This is a genomic window from Pseudomonas sp. MDT2-39-1 (assembly GCF_054898085.1).
In genome coordinates, this window is the sequence record NZ_CM142716.1 from 3,755,922 (window position 1) to 3,778,905 (window position 22,984).

Annotated in this window: 16 protein-coding genes; 13 read left to right on the top strand and 3 right to left on the bottom strand. The window is 60.5% G+C overall.

From position 1 onward, the window contains the following. Nucleotides 1-135: 135 nt before the first annotated feature. The 3 genes from ACYZTM_RS17790 to aceE form a co-directional block, all read right to left on the bottom strand. Nucleotides 136-1,530 carry an alkaline phosphatase D family protein gene (locus ACYZTM_RS17790; protein ID WP_461983791.1) on the bottom strand — a complete coding sequence of 465 codons (1,395 nt, stop codon included), beginning with the start codon at nt 1,528-1,530 and terminating at the stop codon, nt 136-138. 270 nt (nt 1,531-1,800) lie between these two features. Then, nucleotides 1,801-3,768 carry a dihydrolipoyllysine-residue acetyltransferase gene (aceF, locus tag ACYZTM_RS17795; protein ID WP_461983793.1) on the bottom strand — a complete coding sequence of 656 codons (1,968 nt, stop codon included), beginning with the start codon at nt 3,766-3,768 and terminating at the stop codon, nt 1,801-1,803. 11 nt (nt 3,769-3,779) lie between these two features. After that, the gene (aceE, locus tag ACYZTM_RS17800; RefSeq protein WP_131058751.1) at nt 3,780-6,425 is read right to left on the bottom strand and encodes a pyruvate dehydrogenase (acetyl-transferring), homodimeric type; all 2,646 of its coding nucleotides are present in this window, start codon (nt 6,423-6,425) and stop codon (nt 3,780-3,782) included. A 383-nt stretch (nt 6,426-6,808) separates the two neighbouring features. Between aceE and glnE the strand changes: the two genes are divergently transcribed. From glnE to ACYZTM_RS17865, 13 genes are all read left to right on the top strand, one after another. Continuing rightward, nucleotides 6,809-9,748 (top strand): bifunctional [glutamate--ammonia ligase]-adenylyl-L-tyrosine phosphorylase/[glutamate--ammonia-ligase] adenylyltransferase, encoded by a 2,940-nt coding sequence (glnE, locus tag ACYZTM_RS17805; RefSeq protein ID WP_461983795.1) that lies wholly within the window; start codon nt 6,809-6,811, stop codon nt 9,746-9,748. A 285-nt stretch (nt 9,749-10,033) separates the two neighbouring features. After that, nucleotides 10,034-11,068 carry a lipopolysaccharide heptosyltransferase II gene (gene waaF, locus ACYZTM_RS17810; protein ID WP_131058754.1) on the top strand — a complete coding sequence of 345 codons (1,035 nt, stop codon included), beginning with the start codon at nt 10,034-10,036 and terminating at the stop codon, nt 11,066-11,068. 1 nt (nt 11,069) lies between these two features. Continuing rightward, on the top strand, nt 11,070-12,131 hold the full coding sequence (waaC, locus tag ACYZTM_RS17815) for a lipopolysaccharide heptosyltransferase I (RefSeq protein WP_131058755.1): 1,062 nt from the start codon (nt 11,070-11,072) through the stop codon (nt 12,129-12,131). Continuing rightward, nucleotides 12,131-13,252 (top strand): glycosyltransferase family 4 protein, encoded by a 1,122-nt coding sequence (locus ACYZTM_RS17820; RefSeq protein ID WP_131058756.1) that lies wholly within the window; start codon nt 12,131-12,133, stop codon nt 13,250-13,252. Before waaC ends, ACYZTM_RS17820 begins: the two co-directional genes overlap by 1 nt. After that, on the top strand, nt 13,252-14,058 hold the full coding sequence (gene rfaP, locus ACYZTM_RS17825) for a lipopolysaccharide core heptose(I) kinase RfaP (protein WP_131058757.1): 807 nt from the start codon (nt 13,252-13,254) through the stop codon (nt 14,056-14,058). The genes ACYZTM_RS17820 and rfaP overlap by 1 nt, the downstream gene beginning before the upstream one ends. After that, nucleotides 14,058-14,792 (top strand): lipopolysaccharide kinase InaA family protein, encoded by a 735-nt coding sequence (locus ACYZTM_RS17830; RefSeq protein WP_131058758.1) that lies wholly within the window; start codon nt 14,058-14,060, stop codon nt 14,790-14,792. Before rfaP ends, ACYZTM_RS17830 begins: the two co-directional genes overlap by 1 nt. After that, nucleotides 14,789-15,541, top strand: coding sequence for a lipopolysaccharide kinase InaA family protein (locus ACYZTM_RS17835; protein WP_131058759.1), 753 nt, complete (start codon nt 14,789-14,791; stop codon nt 15,539-15,541). The genes ACYZTM_RS17830 and ACYZTM_RS17835 overlap by 4 nt, the downstream gene beginning before the upstream one ends. Further along, entirely contained in the window at nt 15,541-16,992 is a 1,452-nt protein-coding gene (locus tag ACYZTM_RS17840; RefSeq protein WP_461983799.1) for a lipopolysaccharide kinase InaA family protein, read from the top strand. The genes ACYZTM_RS17835 and ACYZTM_RS17840 overlap by 1 nt, the downstream gene beginning before the upstream one ends. 237 nt (nt 16,993-17,229) lie before the next feature. After that, nucleotides 17,230-17,565 (top strand): YceK/YidQ family lipoprotein, encoded by a 336-nt coding sequence (locus ACYZTM_RS17845; RefSeq protein WP_042932434.1) that lies wholly within the window; start codon nt 17,230-17,232, stop codon nt 17,563-17,565. Between the two features lie 164 nt (nt 17,566-17,729). Next, nucleotides 17,730-19,487, top strand: coding sequence for a carbamoyltransferase family protein (locus ACYZTM_RS17850; RefSeq protein WP_461956849.1), 1,758 nt, complete (start codon nt 17,730-17,732; stop codon nt 19,485-19,487). Continuing rightward, the gene (locus ACYZTM_RS17855; protein WP_131058762.1) at nt 19,471-20,601 is read left to right on the top strand and encodes a glycosyltransferase; all 1,131 of its coding nucleotides are present in this window, start codon (nt 19,471-19,473) and stop codon (nt 20,599-20,601) included. Before ACYZTM_RS17850 ends, ACYZTM_RS17855 begins: the two co-directional genes overlap by 17 nt. Next, the gene (locus ACYZTM_RS17860; RefSeq protein WP_461983802.1) at nt 20,601-21,497 is read left to right on the top strand and encodes an antimicrobial resistance protein Mig-14; all 897 of its coding nucleotides are present in this window, start codon (nt 20,601-20,603) and stop codon (nt 21,495-21,497) included. The genes ACYZTM_RS17855 and ACYZTM_RS17860 overlap by 1 nt, the downstream gene beginning before the upstream one ends. Before the next feature lie 8 nt (nt 21,498-21,505). Next, complete coding sequence (locus ACYZTM_RS17865) at nt 21,506-22,939, top strand: PIG-L family deacetylase (RefSeq protein ID WP_461983804.1); 1,434 nt, start codon at nt 21,506-21,508, stop codon at nt 22,937-22,939. The last annotated feature ends 45 nt before the right edge of the window (nt 22,940-22,984 follow it).

The following is a 22,984-nucleotide window of genomic DNA, read 5'->3' on the forward strand; positions in this document are numbered from 1 at the left end:
TGCCTTCGGCAAGGTTGCATCATTGCGACACTGACTGACAAGAGACATGAAGGCCAAGTGCTATAAGAATATGTCGGCAGGGGCGAAGATTTCTCCAGCAAGGGCCGAAAACTAATGCATTTGGCCTTCATCGCCTTAGCGCAACGGGATGTTGATCGATTGCAAAGGCTTGCCGTCCCGGTCGTGGTAATTGACCTGAATCTGCTCCCGATCAACCACCAGATGGGCGAAGTTGTCTTCGCTGACCACCTTGCTGGTCAATTCATGCCGGTAATCTCCCGCTGCGGTTAGCGCCAGTGCCTGATCGAGAATGAAGGTGGACGCGGAGGCGTACGGCAGCAGCTTGCTGTTGCACAGGGGTGACGACACGATAGTGTGCACTTCGAAGTCCGTATCCTCGCTGTGGGTCAGGCGACTGGTCATGGAACCGTGGACATCGCCGGAAACGAAGACGACATTCTTGATGCGATGCGTACGAATCGTCTCCAACAACCGTAGGCGTTGTTCTGGAAAGGCTTTCCAGGCGTCATCCCCGTTGAGTTTGCGGTCGGGGTAGAACATCACGCTGGTGACCACGAACTTGACCCGGGCCGGGCTGTGGATCAGCCATTTACACAGCGCCTGTTCCTGCTCATCGTCGAGGATGCGTCGATCATCGGCCGACAAGTTACGGCGGGTGCGGCTGTCGGTGATAAACCATTCAATATCGCCTTCGGCGAACTGATACCAATACTGTTCCAGCTTTCGGCTTACTTGACCGTTGGCCAATAAATGATGCGCCGGGCTGTGGCTGGCCTGGTATATCTCATAGGCTGTCATCGCGTTCTTATATAAATAAGCATCGTCCTTGCTTTCGTTGGCTGGCCAGTTATCTTCTATTTCATGATCGTCGAGGATCATGTAAGTCGACTGGTTGGCCATTAACCTGGCGATGTTCGGTTGGGAAAAAGCCGCGCGGTACTTAATGAGTATTTCCTTGTATTCCCGGTCAGGCGCAATAACGTTCAGGTCGTCCACATAAATTTGATCGCCCGTCATCAGCATCGCGCTGATGCGCGGTTCGGCGTGCTGCGCAAGATCGATGATCGACGCAAAAATCCGGTCACCGGCCTTTGGTGCGATGGCCACACCTGCAGTAAGGCGCAGGTAGCGGCATGAGCCAACGATATACGCCCGCGGCGTGTTGGCTTTGCCGGACTGGGTGCGAAAGCGATAAACCTCCCGTGGCCATTGCAGCGGCAGCTCCTGAACGGTCTCCACGGTATGCACCGGACTCATGGGGCTGAACCATCCGGCCTGGTATTCGTACTCAGTGTCGATGGCGAGGTCGTTGAGTGCAATCACATCGGCCATGTCGCGCAAGAAGGACAATTTGGCAAATACGCCATTGGACCAACGCTCTTCTCCATAACGCCGGTAGCGAATACCGGCAAAGGCCAATGAGTTGTCTTGAAGTTCGCCGCGCAGAAAAATGCGCACGTGGTTAGTTGTAGTGTGGCCAATAATAGGGCCGACAGTCGGTTTGAACATGTTCGAATCCATTCGAAATAACGCTAACTAAGCAAAAGAGGTTCGCAGTCTTCATAAGAAAATGCTGTCGAACTAAGCCTAGTTATTGAGCAGCAAAAAATATCGAGCGGAAGTGGACTTGAGTTGTGGGCGATGTAAGCCACGGCTGTAGGAAGATGCTTTATTCAAGGCAAAAAAAGCCCCGCCAAATTGGCGGGGTTGAGGTACGAGCGTGGCGCTCGGAAAACGTGGAGCGCGACAGGCCCTCCGGAGAAGGAGGGCCGGTCGGTGTTACAGCAAGATGGTGCGGATGTCTGCCAGCAGGTCGCTCAGACGCTTGGTGAAGCGTGCAGCAGCGGCGCCGTTGATCACACGGTGATCGTAGGACAGCGACAGGGGCAGCATCAGTTTCGGCTGGAAGGCTTTGCCGTCCCAGACTGGCTGGATGGTTGCCTTAGAAACACCGAGGATCGCCACTTCCGGCGCGTTGACGATCGGCGTGAAGCCGGTACCGCCAATGTGGCCGAGGCTGGAAATGGTGAAGCAGGCGCCTTGCATGTCGTCAGCGGTGAGCTTTTTGTCGCGGGCTTTGGCGGCCAGTACGGCGGCTTCGGCTGCCAGTTGCAACAGGCTCTTCTGGTCGACGTTCTTGATGACCGGTACCAGCAGGCCATCGGGCGTGTCGACCGCGAAGCCGATGTTCACGTACTTCTTGCGGATGATCGCCTTGCCGCTGGGTGCCAGCGAACTGTTGAAGTCCGGCAGTTCCTTGAGCAGGTGCGCGCAGGATTTGAGCAGCAGCGGCAGGATGGTCAGCTTGACGCCAGCCTTCTCTGCAACGGCTTTCTGAGCGATACGGAACGCTTCCAGGTCGGTGATATCAGCCGAATCGAACTGAGTCACGTGCGGAATGTTCAGCCAGCTGCGATGCAGGCTCGACGCGCCGATTTGCATCAGGCGGGTCATCGGCACTTCTTCGGTTTCACCGAAGCGGCTGAAGTCCACGACCGGAATCGGCGGGATGCCCGCGCCGCCGGTTGCGCCAGCAGCAGCGGCCGGTGCTTCCTTGGCCTTCTGCATCATGGCTTTGACGTAAACCTGCACGTCTTCTTTCAGCACACGACCGTGCGGGCCGCTTGCGCCGACCGCGCTCAGCTCGACGCCGAATTCACGGGCCAGTTGGCGTACAGCCGGGCCGGCGTGAACCTTCGCGCCCGGCTTGGCCGGAGCCGCCGCCGATGCGGCAGGCGCAGCGGCAGCTGGAGCAGCTTCAGCCTTGGCCGCCGCGGGTGCAGCAGCAGGAGCGGCGGCCGGAGCCGGTGCCGCAGCAGGCGCAGCACCTTTGACTTTCAGCTTCAGGATCAGGTCGCCAGTACCGACTTCGTCATCCAGCTTGACGGAAACGCTTTCCACCACGCCAGCGGCAGGCGATGGAATTTCCATGCTCGCCTTGTCGGATTCCAGGGTAATCAGCGACTGATCGGCGGTGACGGTGTCGCCAGCCTTGACCAGCACTTCGATGATCTTGGCCTTGCCCGACGAACCGATGTCCGGGACATGAATGTCCTGAACGCTGTCCGCAACCGGTGCAGCCGCCGGGGCCGCAGCGGCTGGCGCCGGAGCAGCGGCAGCAGGCGCAGCGGCCTGAGCTGGCGCGGCAGCAGCAGGGGCCGCAGCCCCCGCCACTTTCAGGACCAGAATCAGGTCGCCGGTGCCGACTTCGTCGTTGAGCTTGACGCTGATGCTTTCGACCACGCCAGCGGCGGGCGAAGGGATTTCCATGCTGGCCTTGTCGGATTCCAGAGTGATCAGCGACTGATCAGCCTCGACCGTGTCGCCGACCTTGACCTGGATCTCGATGATCTGAGCCTTGCCCGCCGAACCGATGTCCGGCACGTTCACTTGCTGGGAAGCGGCAGCAGCAGGTGCGGCAGCAGGCGCTGGAGCGGCGGCAGGAGCAGCAGCCGGTTTGGCTTCAGCTTTTGCAGCCGGCGCAGCGGCAGCCGCAGGGGCCGCAGTAGCGGCACCTTCGACTTCCAGCTCCAGCAGTTCGTCGCCTTCTTTCAGGCGATCGCCCAGCTTCACTTTCAGACTCTTGATGGTGCCGGCCTTCGGCGCAGGCACTTCCATGCTCGCCTTGTCCGACTCAAGCGTCAGGATGCTCTGGTCGGCTTCGATACGGTCGCCGACCTTCACAAACAGTTCAATTACTTCACCTTCACCGCTGCCGATGTCAGGTACGCGAATGAGTTCGCTCACAGAGTGTCTCCTCAGCAGTCCAGTGGGTTGCGTTTTTCCGGGTTGATCCCGAACTTGGCGATGGCTTCAGACACCACTTTAGGTTCGATATCACCACGGTCAGCCAGTGCTTCCAGGGCTGCCAACACCACGAATTGACGATCGACTTCGAAGAAGTGACGCAGCTTCTTGCGGCTGTCACTGCGGCCGAAACCGTCGGTGCCCAGGACTTTGAATTCCTTGGACGGGACCCACTGACGAATTTGCTCAGCGAACAGCTTCATGTAGTCGGTAGAGGCGATGACCGGACCTTTACGGCCATTCAGGCACTCTTCGACATAGCTCAGTTTAGGCTTCTGACCCGGGTGCAGACGGTTGGTGCGCTCGACGGCCAGGCCATCGCGACGCAGTTCGTTGAAGCTGGTAACGCTCCAGACGTCGGCGGCAACGTTGAACTCTTCACGCAGGATCTTCGCCGCTTCACGGACTTCACGCAGGATGGTGCCGGAGCCCATCAGCTGAACGTGGTGCGCCGCTTCGCGGGTGTCTTCTTCGAGCAGGTACATGCCCTTGATGATGCCTTCCTCGACACCGGCCGGCATGGCTGGCTGCTGGTAGGACTCGTTCATCACGGTGATGTAGTAGAAAACGTCCTGCTGCTCTTCGGTCATCTTCTTCATGCCGTCCTGGATGATCACCGCCAGCTCGTAGCCGTAGGTTGGATCAAAGGTGCGGCAGTTCGGGATGGTGCCAGCCAGGATGTGGCTGTGACCGTCTTCGTGTTGCAGGCCTTCGCCGTTCAGTGTGGTTCTGCCGGCGGTGCCGCCTATCAGGAAGCCACGGGTGCGGCTGTCGCCAGCGGCCCAGGCGAGGTCGCCGATACGCTGGAAGCCGAACATCGAGTAGAAGATGTAGAACGGCAGCATTGGCTGGTTGTGGCTGGAGTACGACGTACCGGCAGCGATGAAGGAGCTCATGGCGCCCGCTTCGTTGATGCCTTCTTCGAGGATCTGGCCCTTCTTGTCTTCCTTGTAGAACATCACCTGGTCTTTATCGACTGGCTCGTAGAGCTGGCCGACGGACGAGTAGATGCCCAACTGACGGAACATGCCTTCCATACCGAAGGTACGGGCTTCGTCCGGGATGATCGGGACGATGCGCGAGCCGATTTCCTTGTCCTTGACCAGCTGCGCCAGGATCCGCACGAAGGCCATGGTGGTGGAGATTTCACGGTCGCCCGAACCATCCAGGATTGCCTTGAGGGTATCCAGTGGCGGGGTCGGAATGTCGAAGCTTTTGGCACGACGCTGTGGCACGAAACCGCCCAGTGCAGTGCGACGCTCGCTCAGATAGCGGGCTTCGGCGCTGCCTTCTTCGGGTTTGAAGAACGGCAGGTTTTCCAGCTCGGAGTCTTTAACCGGAATGTCGAAACGATCGCGGAACAACTTCAGGCTTTCAACATCAACCTTCTTGGTGTTGTGCGCGGTGTTTTTCGCTTCGCCGGCACCAGTGCCATAACCTTTGATGGTCTTGGCCAGGATGACGGTCGGTTGTTCTTTGTGGTTGACCGCTTCGTGGTACGCCGCGTAGACCTTGTACGGGTCGTGGCCGCCACGGTTGAGCTTCCAGATCTCGTCGTCGGACAAGTCTGCAACCATCGCCTTGAGTTCTGGCGAGTTGAAGAAGTGTTCACGCACGAACGCGCCGTCTTTGGCTTTGTAGTTCTGGTACTCGCCGTCGATGACTTCGTCCATGCGACGTTGCAGGATGCCGTCGACGTCTTTGGCCAGCAGTGGGTCCCAGAAACGGCCCCAGATGACTTTGGTCACGTTCCACTGAGCACCGCGGAACACGCCTTCGAGTTCCTGAATGATCTTGCCGTTGCCGCGAACCGGGCCGTCGAGGCGCTGCAGGTTGCAGTTAATGACGAAGATCAGGTTGTCGAGCTTCTCGCGGCCAGCCAGCGAGATCGCGCCCAGGGATTCCGGCTCGTCGCACTCGCCGTCGCCCAGGAAGCACCAGACTTTTTGCTTACCTTCAGGGATGAAGCCACGGGCTTCCAGGTACTTCATGAAGCGTGCCTGGTAGATCGCCTGGATCGGGCCCAGACCCATGGATACGGTCGGGAACTGCCAGAAATCGGGCATCAGCCACGGGTGCGGATAGGACGACAAGCCCTGGCCGTCGACTTCCTGGCGGAAGTTGTTCATCTGGTCTTCGGTGATGCGGCCTTCCATGAACGCACGGGCGTAAACGCCTGGCGAGGTGTGACCCTGGAAGTAGATCAGGTCGCCGCCGTGTTCGTCGGTCGGGGCCTGGAAGAAATAGTTGAAGCCAATGTCATAGAGGGTGGCGCTGGAGGCGAAGCTGGAGATGTGACCGCCCAGGTCCGAATCTTTCAGGTTCGTACGCATCACCATGGCCATCGCGTTCCAGCGTACCAACGAGCGAATGCGGCGTTCCATGAACAGGTCGCCAGGCATGCGTGCTTCGTGGGTAACGGGGATGGTGTTGCGGTATGGCGTGGTGATGGCGTAAGGCAACTGCGAACCGCTGCGGGTTGCGAGTTCACCCATACGGGTCATCAGATAGTGAGCGCGGTCTTCGCCTTCTTTGTCGAGAACCGATTCCAGGGCGTCCAGCCATTCCTGGGTTTCGACGGGATCGAGGTCTTGCATGGCTTGCTCCAGGGCGGAAAGGCTTCCAGAATCGGTTGCCTGAGTTTGCGACTGGCCTTGTGGGCAGACGATATAAATTCTTGGATTGCCGAGAGGTTGTTCCGGCGGCGTGTAGTTTTACTACAAATCATCGGGCATTTCAGCCTTTCGAATGTATATACGAGTAGTAAAACTACAGATGAGCGGCTTGTGGCCTCCGGCTGCGTTGTGAGAATAATCGTTAAGGTTGGTCTTTTGCCAACCGAAAAAGGTGAAAGCTTGATGCTGTCTGCCAAAAAGAAACAGATTTCAGCTATTTCTAACCTTTGTTCGACAGTCGATCACGTAGTGCGATTTGAGAATTCACTACATGCCGCCCTCTACACGCCGATCAAGGATAGACCATGAGCCTTCCTCCGCTTGCCGAACTGCCCGGCATTCTCCTGCCGTTTGTCACCCGCGCCGAGCAGTCATTCCGCACCGCCGTTGGCGAGTTGGAAGACGACCATGGCCTGTCTGCCTGGACGCCTGAACGCTGGGCGCGCTTTGCCCGCGTCACCGCCGCCAGCGACTTCGTGACTGAACAGAGTGTGCGTGACCCTTTGATGTTGCTGGCACTGGTGCAGTCCGGCGAACTGGATCGCAGCTTTGCCCCCGGCGAGTTGTGCGGGCAGATCGCGGCGGCAGTGAATGCGGCCGAAACCGAAGACGAGCTCGGTCGTGCCTTGCGCCGTCAGCGAACCCGCCAACAAGTGCGCATCATCTGGCGCGACCTGACCCGCCAGGCTGATCTGGTTCAGACATGTCGCGACCTCTCGGACATGGCCGATGCCAGCATCGATCAGGCCTATCAGTGGTTGTACGCGCGGCATTGCCAGCAGTTCGGTGTGCCGACCAGCCGGCGCAGCGGCGAGCCGCAGCAGATGGTCATCCTCGGCATGGGCAAGCTCGGCGCAGTGGAACTCAATCTGTCGTCGGACATCGACCTGATCTTTGCCTACCCCGAAGGCGGGGAGACCGTCGGCGTGAAGCGCTCGCTGGATAACCAGGAATTTTTCATCCGGCTCGGCCAGCGCCTGATCAAGGCGCTGGACCCGATGACCGTCGACGGTTTTGTGTTTCGCGTCGACATGCGCCTGCGACCTTACGGCTCGGCCGGTGCCTTGGTGCTGAGCTTCAACGCGCTGGAGCAGTATTACCAGGATCAGGGCCGCGACTGGGAACGCTACGCGATGATCAAGTCGCGGGTGGTGGCTGGCGATCAAGTGGCCGGCGCGCAACTGCAAGAGATGCTGCGCCCGTTCGTTTACCGGCGTTACCTCGACTTCTCGGCGATCGAGGCGCTGCGCACCATGAAGCAGCTGATCCAGCAGGAAGTGCGGCGCAAAGGCATGGCCGACAACATCAAGCTTGGATCGGGTGGCATCCGCGAAGTGGAATTTATCGCCCAGGCGTTTCAGCTGATCCACGGCGGCCGCGACCTGAGCCTGCAGCAACGCCCTCTATTAAAAGTACTGAACACCCTGGAAGGTCAGGGCTACCTGCCGCCGGCGGTGGTCAGCGAGTTGCGCGAAGGCTACGAATTCCTGCGTTACACCGAGCATGCGATCCAGGCGATTGCTGATCGTCAGACCCAAATGCTGCCGGACGGCGCGCAGGATCAGGCGCGCATTGCCTTTATGTTGGGCTTCGCTGACTGGGAGGCTTTCCATGAGCAGCTGATGTATTGGCGTGGTCGCGTGGCCTGGCACTTCGGTCAGGTGATTGCCGATCCCGATGAAGAGGAAGGCACTGAAAGCGAAGTGGTGGTCGGCGGTGAATGGCTGCCACTGTGGGAAGAAGCCCAGGATGAAGAGGCCGCTTGCCGCCAGTTGGAAGAGGGCGGGTTTGCCGATGCCACCAAGGCGCTGAAAGCGTTAGCCGGTTTGCGCAGCAGCCCGCAATTGCGCGCGATGCAACGTTTGGGGCGCGAACGCCTCGATGCGTTTATTCCGCGGTTGCTGGCTCAGGCAGTCGAGCACGCCAATCCGGATCTGGTGCTGGAACGTGTGCTGCCGCTGGTTGAAGCGGTGGCCCGTCGCTCCGCGTATCTGGTGTTGCTGACCGAAAACCCCGGCGCGCTGCGGCGGTTGCTGACCTTGTGCGCCGCGAGCCCGTGGATCGCTGAACAGATCACCCGCTTCCCGCTGCTGCTCGACGAATTGCTCAACGAAGGCCGGTTGTTCAAGCCGCCCCTGGCGCCGGAACTGGCCGCCGAATTGCGCGAGCGTCTGACGCGGATTCCCGAAGACGACCTCGAGCAACAAATGGAAGCCCTGCGCCATTTCAAACTGGCGCACCGCTTGCGGGTCGCCGCTTCGGAAATCGCCGGCAGCCTGCCGTTGATGAAAGTCAGCGATTACCTGACCTGGCTCGCCGAAGCGATTCTCGAACAAGTGCTGGCGCTGGCCTGGCGCCAGACCGTGACCAAATACGGCACGCCACTGCGCACCGACGGCACCTTGTGCGATCCCGGCTTCATCATTGTCGGTTACGGGAAAGTCGGCGGGCTGGAACTGGGGCATGGTTCGGACCTGGACCTGGTGTTCATCCATGACGGCGATCCGCAGGCGGAAACCGACGGACCGAAACCTATCGACGGTGCGCAATTTTTCACCCGATTAGGGCAGCGGATCATTCATTTGATTACGACCCAGACCAACTCCGGCCAGCTCTATGAAGTTGATATGCGCCTGCGACCTTCCGGTGCCTCGGGGTTGCTGGTGAGTTCGGTGGGGGCGTTTGCCCGGTATCAGGAAAACGAAGCCTGGACCTGGGAACACCAGGCGCTGGTACGGGCGCGGGTGCTGGTCGGCAGTCAGGATGTCGGCCTGGCGTTCGAGAAGGTCCGCGCGGCGATATTGGGCAAGTCGCGCGACCTCGCGACCTTGCGCCAGGAGGTGAGCGAGATGCGCGCCAAGATGCGCGATAACCTCGGTAGCAAGAGCACCGCGGCCGGCACCGCGGCAAACGCCTTCGAGGCCTCGGCGCCGTTCGATCTCAAGCAGGACGCCGGAGGTATCGTCGATATTGAATTTATGGTGCAATACGCGGCCCTGGCGTGGTCCGAAACACACCCGCCATTGCTGCGCTGGACGGACAACATCCGCATTCTGGAAGAGCTGGAGAACGAAGGGCTGATGCCTGCCGAAGACGCCAGCTTGCTGCGCGAGGCCTATAAAGCCTACCGCTCCGCCGCGCACCGGCAGGCCTTGCAGAAGGACGCGGGGGTGATACCGGGCGACCAGTTCGCGGACGAACGGCGGCAGGTATTACGGATCTGGCGCGAGCTGGGGCTAAGCTGAAACCGGACAGTGGCAGCACCGAATACCCCTGTAGGAGTGAGCCTGCTCGCGATAGCAGAGTGTCAGTCACCCTCGATGCTGGAGTGATGGCCTTATCGCGAGCAGGCTCGCTCCTACAGGTGATCTGCGTTGTTTTGTAGATTTTGGCAGCTAAGCTGCACCGCACTGGATGTGCACCAATACCCAATGTGGGAGCAAGCTTGCTCCCACAGTAGATCTGCAGTGTTTTGTAGAATTCTCGAGGCGGGGAGGCGTATGCCTCCCCGGTTCGTTTTTGGAAACCACATGAAAATTCTGATCGTTGGGCCCAGTTGGGTCGGTGACATGGTGATGGCGCAGACACTGTTTCAGTGTCTCAAGCAACGCCACCCGCAATGCGAAATCGACGTCCTGGCCCCCGAGTGGAGCCGGCCGATCCTGGAGCGCATGCCCGAAGTCCGTCAGGCCTTGAGCTTTCCGCTCGGCCACGGTGCCTTGGAGCTGGCGACGCGTCGGCGTATCGGCAAATCCCTGGCCGGCCAGTACGACCAGGCGATCCTGCTGCCTAACTCCTTGAAATCGGCGCTGGTGCCGTTCTTCGCCGGCATCCCGAAACGCACCGGCTGGCGTGGCGAGTTCCGCTACGGCCTGCTCAATGACGTGCGCACCCTGGATAAAGAACGTTATCCGCTGATGATCGAGCGCTTCATGGCGCTGGCTTATGAGCGCGGTACAGAGCTGCCGACACCGTATCCACGGCCGAGCCTGCAGATCGACCCGGTCACCCGCGAGGCGGCGCTGGCCAAGTTCGGTCTGGCCCTCGACCGCCCTGTGTTGGTCCTGTGCCCCGGCGCCGAGTTCGGCGAATCCAAACGCTGGCCGTCCGAGCACTACGCCAAGGTCGCCGAAGCGAAGATCCGCGAAGGCTGGCAAGTCTGGTTGTTCGGTTCGAAAAACGATCACGCGGTCGGCGAAGACATCCGCGCGCGGCTGATTCCCGGCCTGCGTGAAGAGTCGGTGAACCTCAGCGGCGGCACCTCTCTGGCCGAAGCCATCGACCTGATGTCCTGCGCCGATGCGGTGGTGTCCAACGACTCCGGCCTGATGCACGTCGCCGCCGCGCTCAACCGCCCGCTGGTGGCGGTTTACGGCTCGACGTCGCCGGGCTTCACGCCACCCTTGGCCGAGCACGTCGAGATCGTGCGCCTGGGCCTCGAATGCAGCCCTTGCTTCGATCGCACCTGCCGCTTCGGACATTACAACTGCCTGCGCCAGCTCATGCCGCAAGCGGTGAACGAAGCCTTGCAGCGGTTGCAGGGCACTGTGGTCGAGGTCAAATAGTTTGCGCGTTCTGTTGATCAAGACTTCTTCGCTGGGTGACGTGATTCACGCATTGCCAGCGTTGACCGACGCGGCGCGGGCGATTCCCGGCATCACGTTCGACTGGGTGGTGGAAGAAGGCTTCGCCGAAATCCCGACCTGGCACCCGGCCGTGGGCAAGGTGATTCCGGTGGCGATCCGTCGCTGGCGCAAAAACCTCTGGCAAACCATTAAAAGTGGCGAGTGGAAGCGCTTCAAGCAAAGCGTTCGCGCCACTCAATATGATCTGGTGATTGATGCCCAGGGCCTGCTGAAAAGCGCCTGGTTGACGCGCTATGTCAAAGCGCCGGTCGCCGGACTCGACAAGGACTCGGCGCGCGAGCCAATCGCCTCGCGCTTTTATTCCCGTCGTCTGGCGGTGGGCCGTGGGCAACATGCGGTAGAGCGGGTCCGCCAATTGTTCGCCCTGGCGTTGGGCTACGACCTGCCCAAAGGCTTGGGCGATTACGGCCTGAACGTCGAACGCCTGGTGGAATTGCCGCGCAAGAATCCGTACGTGCTGTTCCTGCACGGCACCACGTGGGACACCAAACACTGGCCGGAAGCCTACTGGCGCGAACTGGCCGAGCGCGTGGGCTATCTCGGCGTCGCCGTGAAGCTACCGTGGGGCAATCCAGTCGAAAAAGCCCGGGCCGAGCGCATTGCCGCCGGGTTCAGGCATGTCGAAGTGCTGCCCAAACTGAACCTGGCCGGTGTCGGCAAAGTGCTGGCCGGCGCTCAAGCCTGCGTGGCAGTCGACACGGGACTCGGTCATCTGGCCGCCGCGCTCGACGTGCCGACCCTGTCGCTGTTCGGCCCGACCAACCCGGGCCTGACCGGCGCCTACGGCAAGGCACAGATTCACATCGCCAGCGACTTCCCCTGCGCGCCGTGCCTGCAAAAGAAATGCACCTATCAACCGACGGCCGAAGATGCCCGTCAGTTCGACCTGAAACGCGAGTGGCCCCTGTGCTTCACGCGTCTGAATCCCGAGCGTGTCGCGACCCGACTGAGCACGTTGTTACTGGCTGAGGAGCTGCGCTGATGCAATTGGCATTCGTCTTGTACAAGTACTTTCCGTTCGGGGGCTTGCAGCGCGACTTCATGCGCATCGCCCTGGAATGTCAGCAGCGCGGTCATCAGATTCGCGTCTACACGCTGATCTGGGAAGGCGATGTCCCGCCGGGTTTCGAAGTGCTGGTGGCGCCTGTCAAAGCGTTCTTCAATCATCGGCGTAACGAGAAGCTCAGCGAGTGGATGGAAGCGGACCTGGCCAAGCGTCCCGTGGACCGTCTGATCGGTTTCAACAAGATGCCGGGCCTGGACGTTTACTACGCCGCCGACGGCTGTTTCGAAGACAAGGCACAGAACCTGCGCAATTCGCTGTACCGCCGCTGGGGCCGCTACCGGCACTTCGCCGAGTACGAGCGCGCGGTGTTCGCCAAGGATGCAAAGACCGAAGTGCTGATGATTTCCGAGGTCCAGCAGCCGCTGTTCATCAAGCATTACGACACGCCGCTGGAACGCTTCCATTTGCTGCCGCCGGGTATCTCACAGGATCGTCGCGCGCCGCCAAATGCCGCCGAGATTCGGGCCGATTTCCGTCGCGAGTTCAACCTCAAGGACGATGATCTGCTGCTGGTGCAGATCGGCTCCGGGTTCAAGACCAAGGGCGTGGATCGCAGCCTCAAGGCGCTGGCCGCATTGCCCGCTGATCTGAAGAAACGCACCCGGCTGTTTGTAATTGGCCAGGATGACCCCAAATTATTCCAGATGCAGAGCGCCACCTCGGGGCTCGGCGACAACGTGACGTTTCTCAAGGGGCGCAGCGATATCCCGCGTTTCCTGCTGGGGGCCGACCTGTTGATCCACCCGGCGTATAACGAAAACACCGGGACCGTGCTGCTCGAAGCATTGGTCGCCGGGTTGCCGGTATTGGTGAGCGCGGTCTGTGGTTACGCCCATTACATCGCCGAGGCCGACGCTGGCCTGGTGTTGGACGAACCGTTCGATCAGGCTCAACTGACTCAGTACCTGACCGGCATGTTGAACGACGCTCAAGCACGGGCGGCCTGGAGCCGCAACGGTCTGGCCTTCGCTGAGACGGCCGACCTCTACAGCATGCCGCAACACGCGGCCGATGTGATTCTGGCGGAGCACGCTTAATGAAGTTGATGCTGGCTGAACCGTTCAAGAGCCTTTGGGCCGGGCGCGATGCGTTCACCGAAGTCGAAGGCTTGCAGGGCGAGGTTTACCGTGAACTGGAAGCGCGCCGGACGTTGCGCACTGAAGTGAACGGCAATGGTTTTTTCGTGAAGATCCACCGTGGCATCGGCTGGGGCGAGATCTTCAAGAACCTGCTGACGGCCAAGCTGCCGGTACTCGGCGCGGGCCAGGAGTGGAAGGCCATTCAGCGCCTGAAAGAAGTCGGCGTGCCGACCATGACGGCGGTTGCCTACGGCGAGAAGGGCAGCAACCCGGCGGATCAGCATTCGTTCATCGTCACCGAAGAACTGGCGCCCACCGTCAGCCTCGAAGACTTCAGCATCGACTGGATCAAGAACCCGCCCGAGCCCAAACTCAAGCGCGCACTGATCGCCGAAGTCGCACGCATGACCGGCATGATGCACCGCGCCGGAGTCAACCATCGTGACTGCTACATCTGCCACTTCCTGCTGCACACCGATAAACCGGTGACTGCCGACGACTTCAAACTCTCGGTGATCGACCTGCACCGCGCCCAGACCCGTCCGACGATCACTCAACGCTGGCGCAACAAGGATCTGGCGGCGCTGTACTTTTCGGCACTGGACATCGGCCTGACCAAACGCGACAAACTGCGATTCCTCAAAGGCTACTTCCAGCGGCCCTTGCGTCAGATTCTGGGCGAGGAAGCCGGATTGCTTGCCTGGCTCGAAGGCAAGGCCAACAAACTCTACGACCGTAAACAGCGATACGGGGATGCGCTCTGATGCCGGGTTGGAAACTGGAACCTGCTTACAGCGATCTGGCGGAAGATTTTGGCTGCCTGGAAGCGGTGTTCGCACTTCAGGGCGAGCGCCTGACCCGCGACCCGTTGTCCGAGGTCATCCGCGTCAATCGCAACGGCGTCAATTACTACGTCAAGCGCTACAGCGGCGCCGGCAAAGGCCTGCGCCGTTATCTGGGCAAGCCTCGGGTCAAGGCCGAATGGCAGAACCTCAAGCGCTTCGCCAAGTGGGGTATTCCCACCGCTGAAGTGGTTGCCTGGGGCCTGGAGCGGCGCGGCGCCGCGTATGCCCGTGGCGCGATGATTACCCGCGAACTGCCGAACACAGAAGACTTGTCGGCCCTCGCGGACCGGCACGATCCGAAGCTGGCGGACCGCGCCTGGGTCGATACCGTCAGTCGTCAATTGGCCGGTTACACCCGGACCATGCACGACCACCGTTTCACCCATAACGATTTGAAGTGGCGCAACCTGCTGGTCGACGATGAGGCCAAGCTGTTCCTGATCGATTGCCCCAATGGCGATTTCTGGCGCGGCTTCTGGCTCAAGTACCGGATCACCAAGGACCTGGCGTGTCTCGACAAGGTGGCCAAATATCACCTGTCGGCCACCCAGCGCCTGCGCTTTTACCTGCAATACCGCCAGCGTGACCGGCTGAATGCCGACGACAAAAAACGGATCCGGCACGTGGTGAGATTTTTCGAGGGACGCGAATGACTGATTTTCTGGCCGCTGAAGACCGTGCGCTGCTTGAGCGTCATGGCCTCGGCACGTTCGACGCACTCTGGGCCAAGCAGCTCGACGCGGTGGATGAACCCAACACCGTCGGTGGCGGCTGGAGCAGCGTGTTTCGGCTGGATCTGGAAGGTCATGGCTACTACCTCAAGCGCCAGAGCAACTACCTGACGCGCACCTTCCATGCGCCGTTTGGGGAGCCGAGTTTTGCCCGCGAGTTTCGCAACATCAGTCGTTATCAGAAGCTGGGCATTCCGGCGCTGCAGGCGGCGTTTTTCGGTGAGCGCAAAGTAGACGGGGAAGTGCGGGCGGTTCTGCTGACGCGTGCGCTGGATGGTTGGGATGACCTGGATTCGCTGTTGCAGCGCTGGTCGGACCTCAGCGAAGCGCAACATTCGGCCGTCATGAAAGCCTGTGGTGAACTGGCGCGGCGCCTGCACGGCGTACACCAGCTTCACGGTTGTTTTTACCCTAAACACATTTTTCTGCAGGCCACGGGCGACGGTTATCAGGCGCAGTTGATCGACCTGGAAAAGACCCGGCCGTTGCTGTTCGGTCAGCGTGACCGGATCAAGGACCTGGAGCCGTTGCTGCGTCGCGCGCCGGAGTGGACTGAAGCGCAGTTGCGCGAGTTGCTGGCGGTGTACGTGGATCAGCCGCAGGACAGTTCGCTGGTGGACAGTTGGGTTTCGCGCCTGACCGCGCGGCGCAGTCACAAGGAGACGCGCTGATGCGGTTGTCCGAACTGAAAAACGCCGGCCGCAGCCCGAGCCTGCCGATGAGCATTTCCCTGGCCGATGCCGCGGGTCCCGCCGAGTTGCAGCTGCTGAGTCTGCTGCGGGTTTTGCCGGGACAGCGTTACGTGGGTGCCGGCGTGTGGCGCGGCCGGCCGGTGCTGGCCAAGTTGTTGGTCGGCAGCAAGGCGGCGCGGCATTTCCAGCGTGAACTGGACGGCGTGCGTTTGCTCGCCGATCAGGGGCTGACCACGCCGCAGCTGCTGGTGGACGGCCTGAAAGAGGGCGAGGGTGGCTGGCTGTTGTTCGACTTCCTCGAAAGCGCCGAAAGCCTGGGGGATACCTGGAAAAAAGTCGAACACTTGCCGGTGTTGGCGGATATGCAAGGGGCCGTGCTGGCCGAGGCGTTGGGCGCCATTGGCCAAATGCATCGCAAGGGGCTCTGGCAGGAAGACCTGCATCTGGACAACCTGTTGCGTCAGCGAGGCCGGTTGTACCTGATCGATGGCGGCGGCGTCTGTGCTGAAACGCCGGGCCAGCCGCTGTCACGGCAGAAGGTCCTGGAAAACCTCGGCGTATTTTTTGCCCAGTTGCCCAAGTCGCTGGAACCGTTCACCGAAGAATTGCTGGTGTATTACCTGTTGAGCAACGGCGAGCACGCATTGCCGATGGAAGCGTTGCAGAAGCAGATCGACAAGGTTCGCAGCTGGCGCTTGAAGGATTACCTGATCAAGGTCGGCCGCGAGTGTTCGTTGTTCAGCGTTCAGCGCGGGGCGTTCGGTTTGCGTGCGATTCGCCGTGAAGAAGAAGCGGCGATGGTGCCGGTGCTGGAACAGGCCGATGCCTTGCTCGACCAGGGCCATCTGTACAAGACCGGCGGTGCGGCGAGCGTAGGAAAAGTCGAGGTTAATGGTCGGACGCTGGTAATCAAACGCTACAACATCAAAGGCTTTGCACACTGGCTCAAACGCTTCTGGCGCCCGAGCCGTGCCTGGCACTCGTGGCGCGAAGGCAATCGCCTCGCCTTCCTCGGCATCGCCACGCCCAAACCGTTGGCGTTGCTGGAGAAGCGTTTTCTGTGGCTGCGCAGTCGGGCGTATCTGGTGACCGAGTTTCTGCCGGGGCCGGACATCATCGAGCGCTTTGCGCCATACGTTGAACGGGGTGATGCGCCCGAGGCTGAACTGGTGGCGCTGGATCATTTGTTTGCCGAGCTGATTCGTGAGCGGATCAGTCATGGGGATTTCAAAGGCCACAACCTGTTCTGGCAGCAGGATCGCTGGGCGCTGATCGATCTGGATTCAATGTGTCAGCATGGCTCGACGAGCAGCTTTGCCCCGGCGTATGCGCGGGACCGGGCGCGATTCATGCGTAACTGGCCCGAGAGCAGTGCGCTGTATCAGGTCATTGATCAGCGGCTTCCCAAAGACATCTCTGGCGCGGCCTGAATCGGGTCTTCGACCCTTTCGTCGGAACGCCGCCCGGAGCAAGCCCGCTCCCACACTGGCTCTGTGTTCACAGCAGATCAAATGTGGGAGCGGGCTTGCTCGCGAAGGGGCCAGAACAGTCACCCGCGATTAAGGGGACAAGTTCTTGTGAATCGTCCTACATGATCCACAGACCCCATGAACTGTGCCCTGAATAGCCACGATGCTAGTTTGCCTGACGTTCACGGAGGGCAGATTTTGACCATAAAAACGGCTGTTGCGATCGGTACCTTCTCACTGGCTTTATCGGGCTGCGGGACCGCGCTGACGGTGCTGCAAGATGACGAAGACGCCGCTCGCGGCCTGCGAAAGCAAAAAACCTACTGCCAGTCCATTCCCCGCATTTACAGCGGCCTGGCCTACGACTTCTGCATCTTGAATGCCCCGCCTGATCCCACCGGCTTCCTCGTCCCCTTCGTATTGCTGGACCTGACCCTGTCAGGGGTCATGGACACCGTTTCCTTGCCCTACACGATTTACCGCCAGGCTACAGACGGCAATCTCGGTATTTACTGGCGGGCAGGCCGCGGATAAGCAGGGCGCCACGCTTTCGTCCAAGAGGGGTCATAAGCGCTGGGTCATTCCCGCCATGTTTACGCTATAATCCCGCCCTTTAGCTGTCTCTCGCCCCTTGCGAGGGGCACATCAATTTTTGAGGCGCTTGTCGCCTGCATGCAGACTAAAGAGGCTAGACCCCTGTGGCATTGACGATTCTTGGCCTGTCCGGCGCCCTTAGCCATGATCCTTCCGCAGCCTTGTACATCGACGGCAAGCTGGTCGCGGCAGCTGAAGAAGAGCGCTTTGTGCGCGATAAACATGCAAAGAACCGCATGCCTTACGAATCGGCGAAGTTCTGCCTCGAGCAGGCGGGCATCAAGCCGTCCGACGTTGACGTGGTCGCGATCCCATTCGCCCCGATCAGCCTGTTCGGCAAGGCTCGGTGGCAGTACGCCAAGCGTTACTGGTACGCCCCGGACCGCGCCCTCGATGCGATCCTGATGGGCAACCGTCGCTACAAGCGCTATCGCAACAAGATTGTCTGGTGCCTCGAGCAACTGGGCTTCGATCCGAAGAAAATCAAGATCGAACCCGTCGAACATCACCTGGCCCACGCCTCCAGTGCTTACCACTGCTCTGGTTTCAAAGAGAAAACCGCGATCCTCGGGATCGACGGCAAGGGTGAGTACGCCACGACCTTCTTCGGTTACGGCGAAAACGGCAAGATCCACAAGATCAAGGAATTCTTCGACCCGGACTCCCTCGGCGGCCTGTACGGCGCGATCACCGAGTTCCTCGGTTTCGATATGCTCGACGGTGAGTTCAAGGTCATGGGCATGGCGCCGTACGGCGACGCCAGCAAATACGATTTCTCGCGCCTGGCCTCGTTCGAAAACGGCGAGTTGGTGATCAACACCGACTACGCCAACGTCATCGGCCTGCGTCGTTATAAAGAGAAGGGCAAAGGCTACTACTTCTCGCCGAAGCTGATCGAGTGGCTGGGTCCGAAGCGCGAAGGTGATATCGCCGACGAGCCTTACATCCACTACGCCGCGAGCATTCAAGCGCTGTTCGAAAAAATTTCGCTGCAGATGATCGACTACTACCTGGGCGACGTGCTCAAGGAAACCGGCAAGCTGGCCTATGCCGGCGGCTGTGCGTTGAACGTCAAGCTCAACCAGAAAATCATCGCTCGCGATGACGTCAAAGAGCTGTTTGTACAGCCTGCTTCCGGTGATGCCGGTACGGCGGTCGGCGCTGCGGCCTATGTGTCCCACGCCCGTGGTGTACCGGTCGAGAAGATGGAGCACGTCTACCTCGGCCCTTCGTACAGCAACGAAGACGTCGTCGCTGCCTGCGCTCGTCACCCGAGCAAGCCGGTATGGCGCAAGCTCGAAAACATGCCGGAAAACATCGCCAAGATCATGGTCGATGGCAACCCGGTAGCGTGGTTTCAGGGGCGCATGGAGTTCGGTCCGCGTGCCTTGGGCGGTCGTTCGATCATCGGTTGCCCAAGCGCTGTCGGCGTGGCTGACCGGATCAACCACCAGATCAAGTTCCGCGAGCGCTGGAGGCCTTTCTGCCCGTCGATGCTCGACACCGTGGCCCCGCAGATGATCAAGATCGATCACCCGGCGCCGTTCATGACCTTCACCTTCGAAGTGGCGGAAGAGTGGAAAACCCGCGTGCCGGAAGTCGTCCACGAAGACGGCACGTCCCGGGCCCAGGTGCTCAAGCGCGAATACAACCCGCGCTACTACGACATGATGAAGGCACTGGAAGTGCTGACCGGAAACGGCGTGTCGCTGAACACCTCGCTCAACCGTCGTGGCGAACCCATGATCTGCTCGCCGACCGACGCGCTGAACATGTTCTTCGGTTCCGATCTACAGTATCTGATCATGGAAGACATCCTGGTGGTCAAAGAGGGCGCCAACGCTTATGACACGCTCGGCTGAACGCCATGTGTTGCAGTTCTGCCACGGCTATGACGGGCCGTTTCTGGACTGCGCGCGGCAGTACGCCAGCCTGTTCGCGGGCACTGGCTATCGGGTGACCACGGTCTTTTTGACCGGGGCCGCCGATAGCGAGGTGGCCGCGAACTGCGCTTCCGATGAAGTGCTGTTCATGGAATACAGCTCCAAGGCCATTCGTGGCCTAAAGCTGGGCGCCATCAGCGATCTGCGCAAAATCGCCGCCTCGCGCAACTTCAGTTTCTGCATTGCGCACCGTTTCAAGCCGATCTACATCGCCTTGCTCGGCACCTCGCTGCCGGTGATCGGTGTGCATCACGCGTTTGACGATTACAAGCGCGGCACCCGTAAACTCTTCGCCCATCTTTTCCGCAAGCGCCTTAGCCTGCTCGGGGTCTCCGATGCGGTGCGAGACGACATGCGCCGTTGCCTGCCGAAATGGCCGGCCGGACGGATTCAGACGCTTTATAACCGTGTTGATGTGCCGGCGTTGCAGACCAGTCAGGTGTCAGTGCGTGAGGCTCGGGAAACCCTCGGTCTGTCGGCGGATGCCTGGATTGTCGGCAACGTCGGGCGGCTGCATCCGGACAAAGACCAGACCACGCTGTTGCACGGTTTTGCCGAAGCATTGCCGGGCTTGCCGGCCAACAGCCAATTGGTGATCCTCGGCAGCGGTCGACTGGAACAGGACCTCAAGGCCCTGGCCCGGGAATTGGGGATCGGCGATCGCGTGCTGTTTCTCGGTCAAGTGCCGGATGCCCGTCGCTACTTCCGTGCCTTCGATGTGTTTGCCCTGAGTTCTGATCACGAACCCTTCGGCATGGTGCTGCTGGAAGCCATGGCTGCCGGTGTACCGTTGCTCGCCACCGCGTGCGGTGGGGCGAAGGAAGTCGTTGAGGGCGTGGGCATTCTGTTCCCGCTGGGCGATGCCGAACACTTGGCCCAAGGGCTCAAACATCTGGCCGCGATGGACGACCAGCAACGTCACCAGTGTGCCGAGCTGATGCTCGATCGCCTGCGTGAGCGTTTCTCCGACCGCGCGGTACGCGATGCTTTCTGGCATTTGCCGCACGTCACCGAACTGGCACCGAGGGGCTGATGCTCAACCGATTTCAAGGCTGGCGCGAACGGGGCTGGGCGGTGGTCGACGCCTCGACTTATGCACAGGCCTGGCAACGATTTGGCGGCAGCGTCGCGACACATCCTCTGGTGGTTGAACGTCTGGCACAGCTGGCCGGGATCCCGGTGCGTTACCTGGCCTGGGAGCAAAACGGTGAAGTGAAAGCCGCTATTCCGACCTGGGGACGCGACCTGGCACTGTCCAAGGACGTGCTCAAACGCCGCGGCAAAAAGGGCTTGTTCGACCTCGGCAATGCCGAGTTGATCCTGCCGGCCGCCGCTGATGCACAAGCACCACTGCGCCATCGCGGACGTTATTTGTCGGCGCTCAGTGAAGGTCGTTTCATCGACATCAAGTTGCAGACCGAACAACTGGCCATGGCCCGCACGCCCGAAGAGTTGTCGAAGAAGTTTCGCTACAACCAGCGCCGTGAATTGCGTCTGCTGGAAGAGGCCGGCGGGGTGGTGCGGTCGGTCGCCGAGTTCTCCAGCACTGAGCTGGCCGCGATCTATTGCGACCTCTTTCAGCGCCGCTGGGGTTTCCCGGCCACTGGGGCCGAACGCATGGACGAGGTGATCGAACTGCTGCGGGACTTGCTGATCGGCTCAGTTATTTTCCTCAACGATGCACCTATTGCGATTCAACTGGTGTACCGCGTCGAGGCGCCTGAGTGGATCAGCGTCGAGTACATCAACGGCGGCGTCGATCCTGAAACGCGCGCGTTCAGCCCCGGTAGCGTGCTGAGTTTTCTCAACACACAAAGTGCCTGGGAGCATGCGCGAGCCCTGGATAAACCCTTGCGTTTTTCCTTCGGCCGCGCCGATCGAGAATACAAGGACCGCTGGTGCAATCCCGTGCCGGTCTTCACCGTGTGAGTGAACCCATGAGCCGCAAACAGCAACTGCTCAAGCGCCATCGGCGCAACAAACGGATCGGCCTGTTGATCGCGCTGGTGCTGTTGATTGCCATCGGCGTGCTGGTGGCCTGGTGGTTGCCGCTGATGCTCGCGGTGCTGGGCTGGATTGCCCACGAGGCATGGTTTGCCGACCATTTGTTCTATTCGACGAAAGACGATTACCAATACAGTTTTCCGCCGTACACCCAAAAGCCCAAGGTTCACCTGGACGGGGAGCGTTTGCGGCTGGACGAGGGGGTCATGCTGGTCGACGACGCCACGCTGGTATTGGCGCTGCGGATAAAAAGCACGTGGCTGGGACGCTTTATCGACCCGGTGGTCGAGTTGGCGGGTGGCGAGAATCCCGACAGGCAAACGTTCGAGCGTGGCGTAAACGGCCTTCGTTATCTGAACCTCAGTGGTCAGTCGCAAGTGCTGTCGCGGGGTGAGTTGCGGCTGCGCGGGCGTTTCTGCCGGCTGCTCGGTGAGCCCGTGCTGTGGGCGTTCGAGCAACCGGATTATCGCCGCCAGCGAGTGATGGTGATCGCGCCTCACGCCGACGACGCCGAACTGGCCGCCTATGGTTTGTACAGCCAGGCCGATGAAGCCTGGATCGTCACCCTGACGGCTGGCGAAATCGAAGCCGAACATTATCAGCAGATCGGCCTGAACAAGGTCGAGGCCGCCCGACTCAAAGGCCGTTTGCGCGCCTGGGACAGCATCGCTGTGCCGCGTTGGGCGGGTGTGCCCGAAGCGCATTGCGTGCAACTGGGGTATTTCTGCCTGCAACTGGCGGCGATGCAGGCCGCACCGGCGCAGCCGATGGGTTCGCGTGAAGCCGAGTTGAGCGACACCCGCGCCTATCGCCAATTGAATCCATTTACTCTGCCGGGCGACATCGACGGCGCGCCGACCTGGAACAACCTGCTGGCCGATCTGCGTGAACTGTTGTTGCGCGCGCGCCCTGAAGTGATCGTGCTGCCGCATCCGACGCTCGATCCGCATCCGGATCATCTCTGCGCCCAGCAAGCGGTCCTCGAAGCCTTGAAAGGCCTTGAGTGGCAGCCGACCACCTTGCTCGGCTACGCCAATCATCTGCACGATAACGATCGCTGGCCGATGGGCGATGCGGGGCATGGCATCGCACTGCCGCCGGCCTTTGACCCGGCGACGCCGATGCAGCCTTGCTGCCTGCCGCTGTCGCTGGACCTTCAGCGTGATAAGGCCATGGCGCTGGGCATGATGCACGACCTGCAACCGCGCATGCCGTTCAAGCGACGTTTGCGTCGGTCGATACAGCGGCTGTTGGCCCGTAGAGTGCCGCCCCTTTATGGCGAGAACGAATTTTTTCGCAAAGCGGTCAGGCGTCATGAATTGTTATGGCTGTTGAAGCATGGTGAAACATCTCGACAGCAGAAATGAAGCACTTCGGGGCCTAGCATGGCCGCGTCTTAAACAACTGCAGTG

Excerpts from the sequence above, each read along its gene's own strand:
- ACYZTM_RS17855 (WP_131058762.1), top strand. The coding sequence starts at position 19,471 with ATGACACGCTCGGCTGAACGCCATGTGTTGCAGTTCTGCCACGGCTAT.
- aceE (WP_131058751.1), bottom strand. The coding sequence starts at position 6,425 with ATGCAAGACCTCGATCCCGTCGAAACCCAGGAATGGCTGGACGCCCTG.
- ACYZTM_RS17835 (WP_131058759.1), top strand. The coding sequence starts at position 14,789 with ATGACTGATTTTCTGGCCGCTGAAGACCGTGCGCTGCTTGAGCGTCAT.
- waaF (WP_131058754.1), top strand. The coding sequence starts at position 10,034 with ATGAAAATTCTGATCGTTGGGCCCAGTTGGGTCGGTGACATGGTGATG.
- ACYZTM_RS17865 (WP_461983804.1), top strand. The coding sequence starts at position 21,506 with ATGAGCCGCAAACAGCAACTGCTCAAGCGCCATCGGCGCAACAAACGG.
- rfaP (WP_131058757.1), top strand. The coding sequence starts at position 13,252 with ATGAAGTTGATGCTGGCTGAACCGTTCAAGAGCCTTTGGGCCGGGCGC.
- ACYZTM_RS17860 (WP_461983802.1), top strand. The coding sequence starts at position 20,601 with ATGCTCAACCGATTTCAAGGCTGGCGCGAACGGGGCTGGGCGGTGGTC.
- ACYZTM_RS17820 (WP_131058756.1), top strand. The coding sequence starts at position 12,131 with ATGCAATTGGCATTCGTCTTGTACAAGTACTTTCCGTTCGGGGGCTTG.
- glnE (WP_461983795.1), top strand. The coding sequence starts at position 6,809 with ATGAGCCTTCCTCCGCTTGCCGAACTGCCCGGCATTCTCCTGCCGTTT.
- ACYZTM_RS17790 (WP_461983791.1), bottom strand. The coding sequence starts at position 1,530 with ATGTTCAAACCGACTGTCGGCCCTATTATTGGCCACACTACAACTAAC.
- ACYZTM_RS17840 (WP_461983799.1), top strand. The coding sequence starts at position 15,541 with ATGCGGTTGTCCGAACTGAAAAACGCCGGCCGCAGCCCGAGCCTGCCG.
- ACYZTM_RS17830 (WP_131058758.1), top strand. The coding sequence starts at position 14,058 with ATGCCGGGTTGGAAACTGGAACCTGCTTACAGCGATCTGGCGGAAGAT.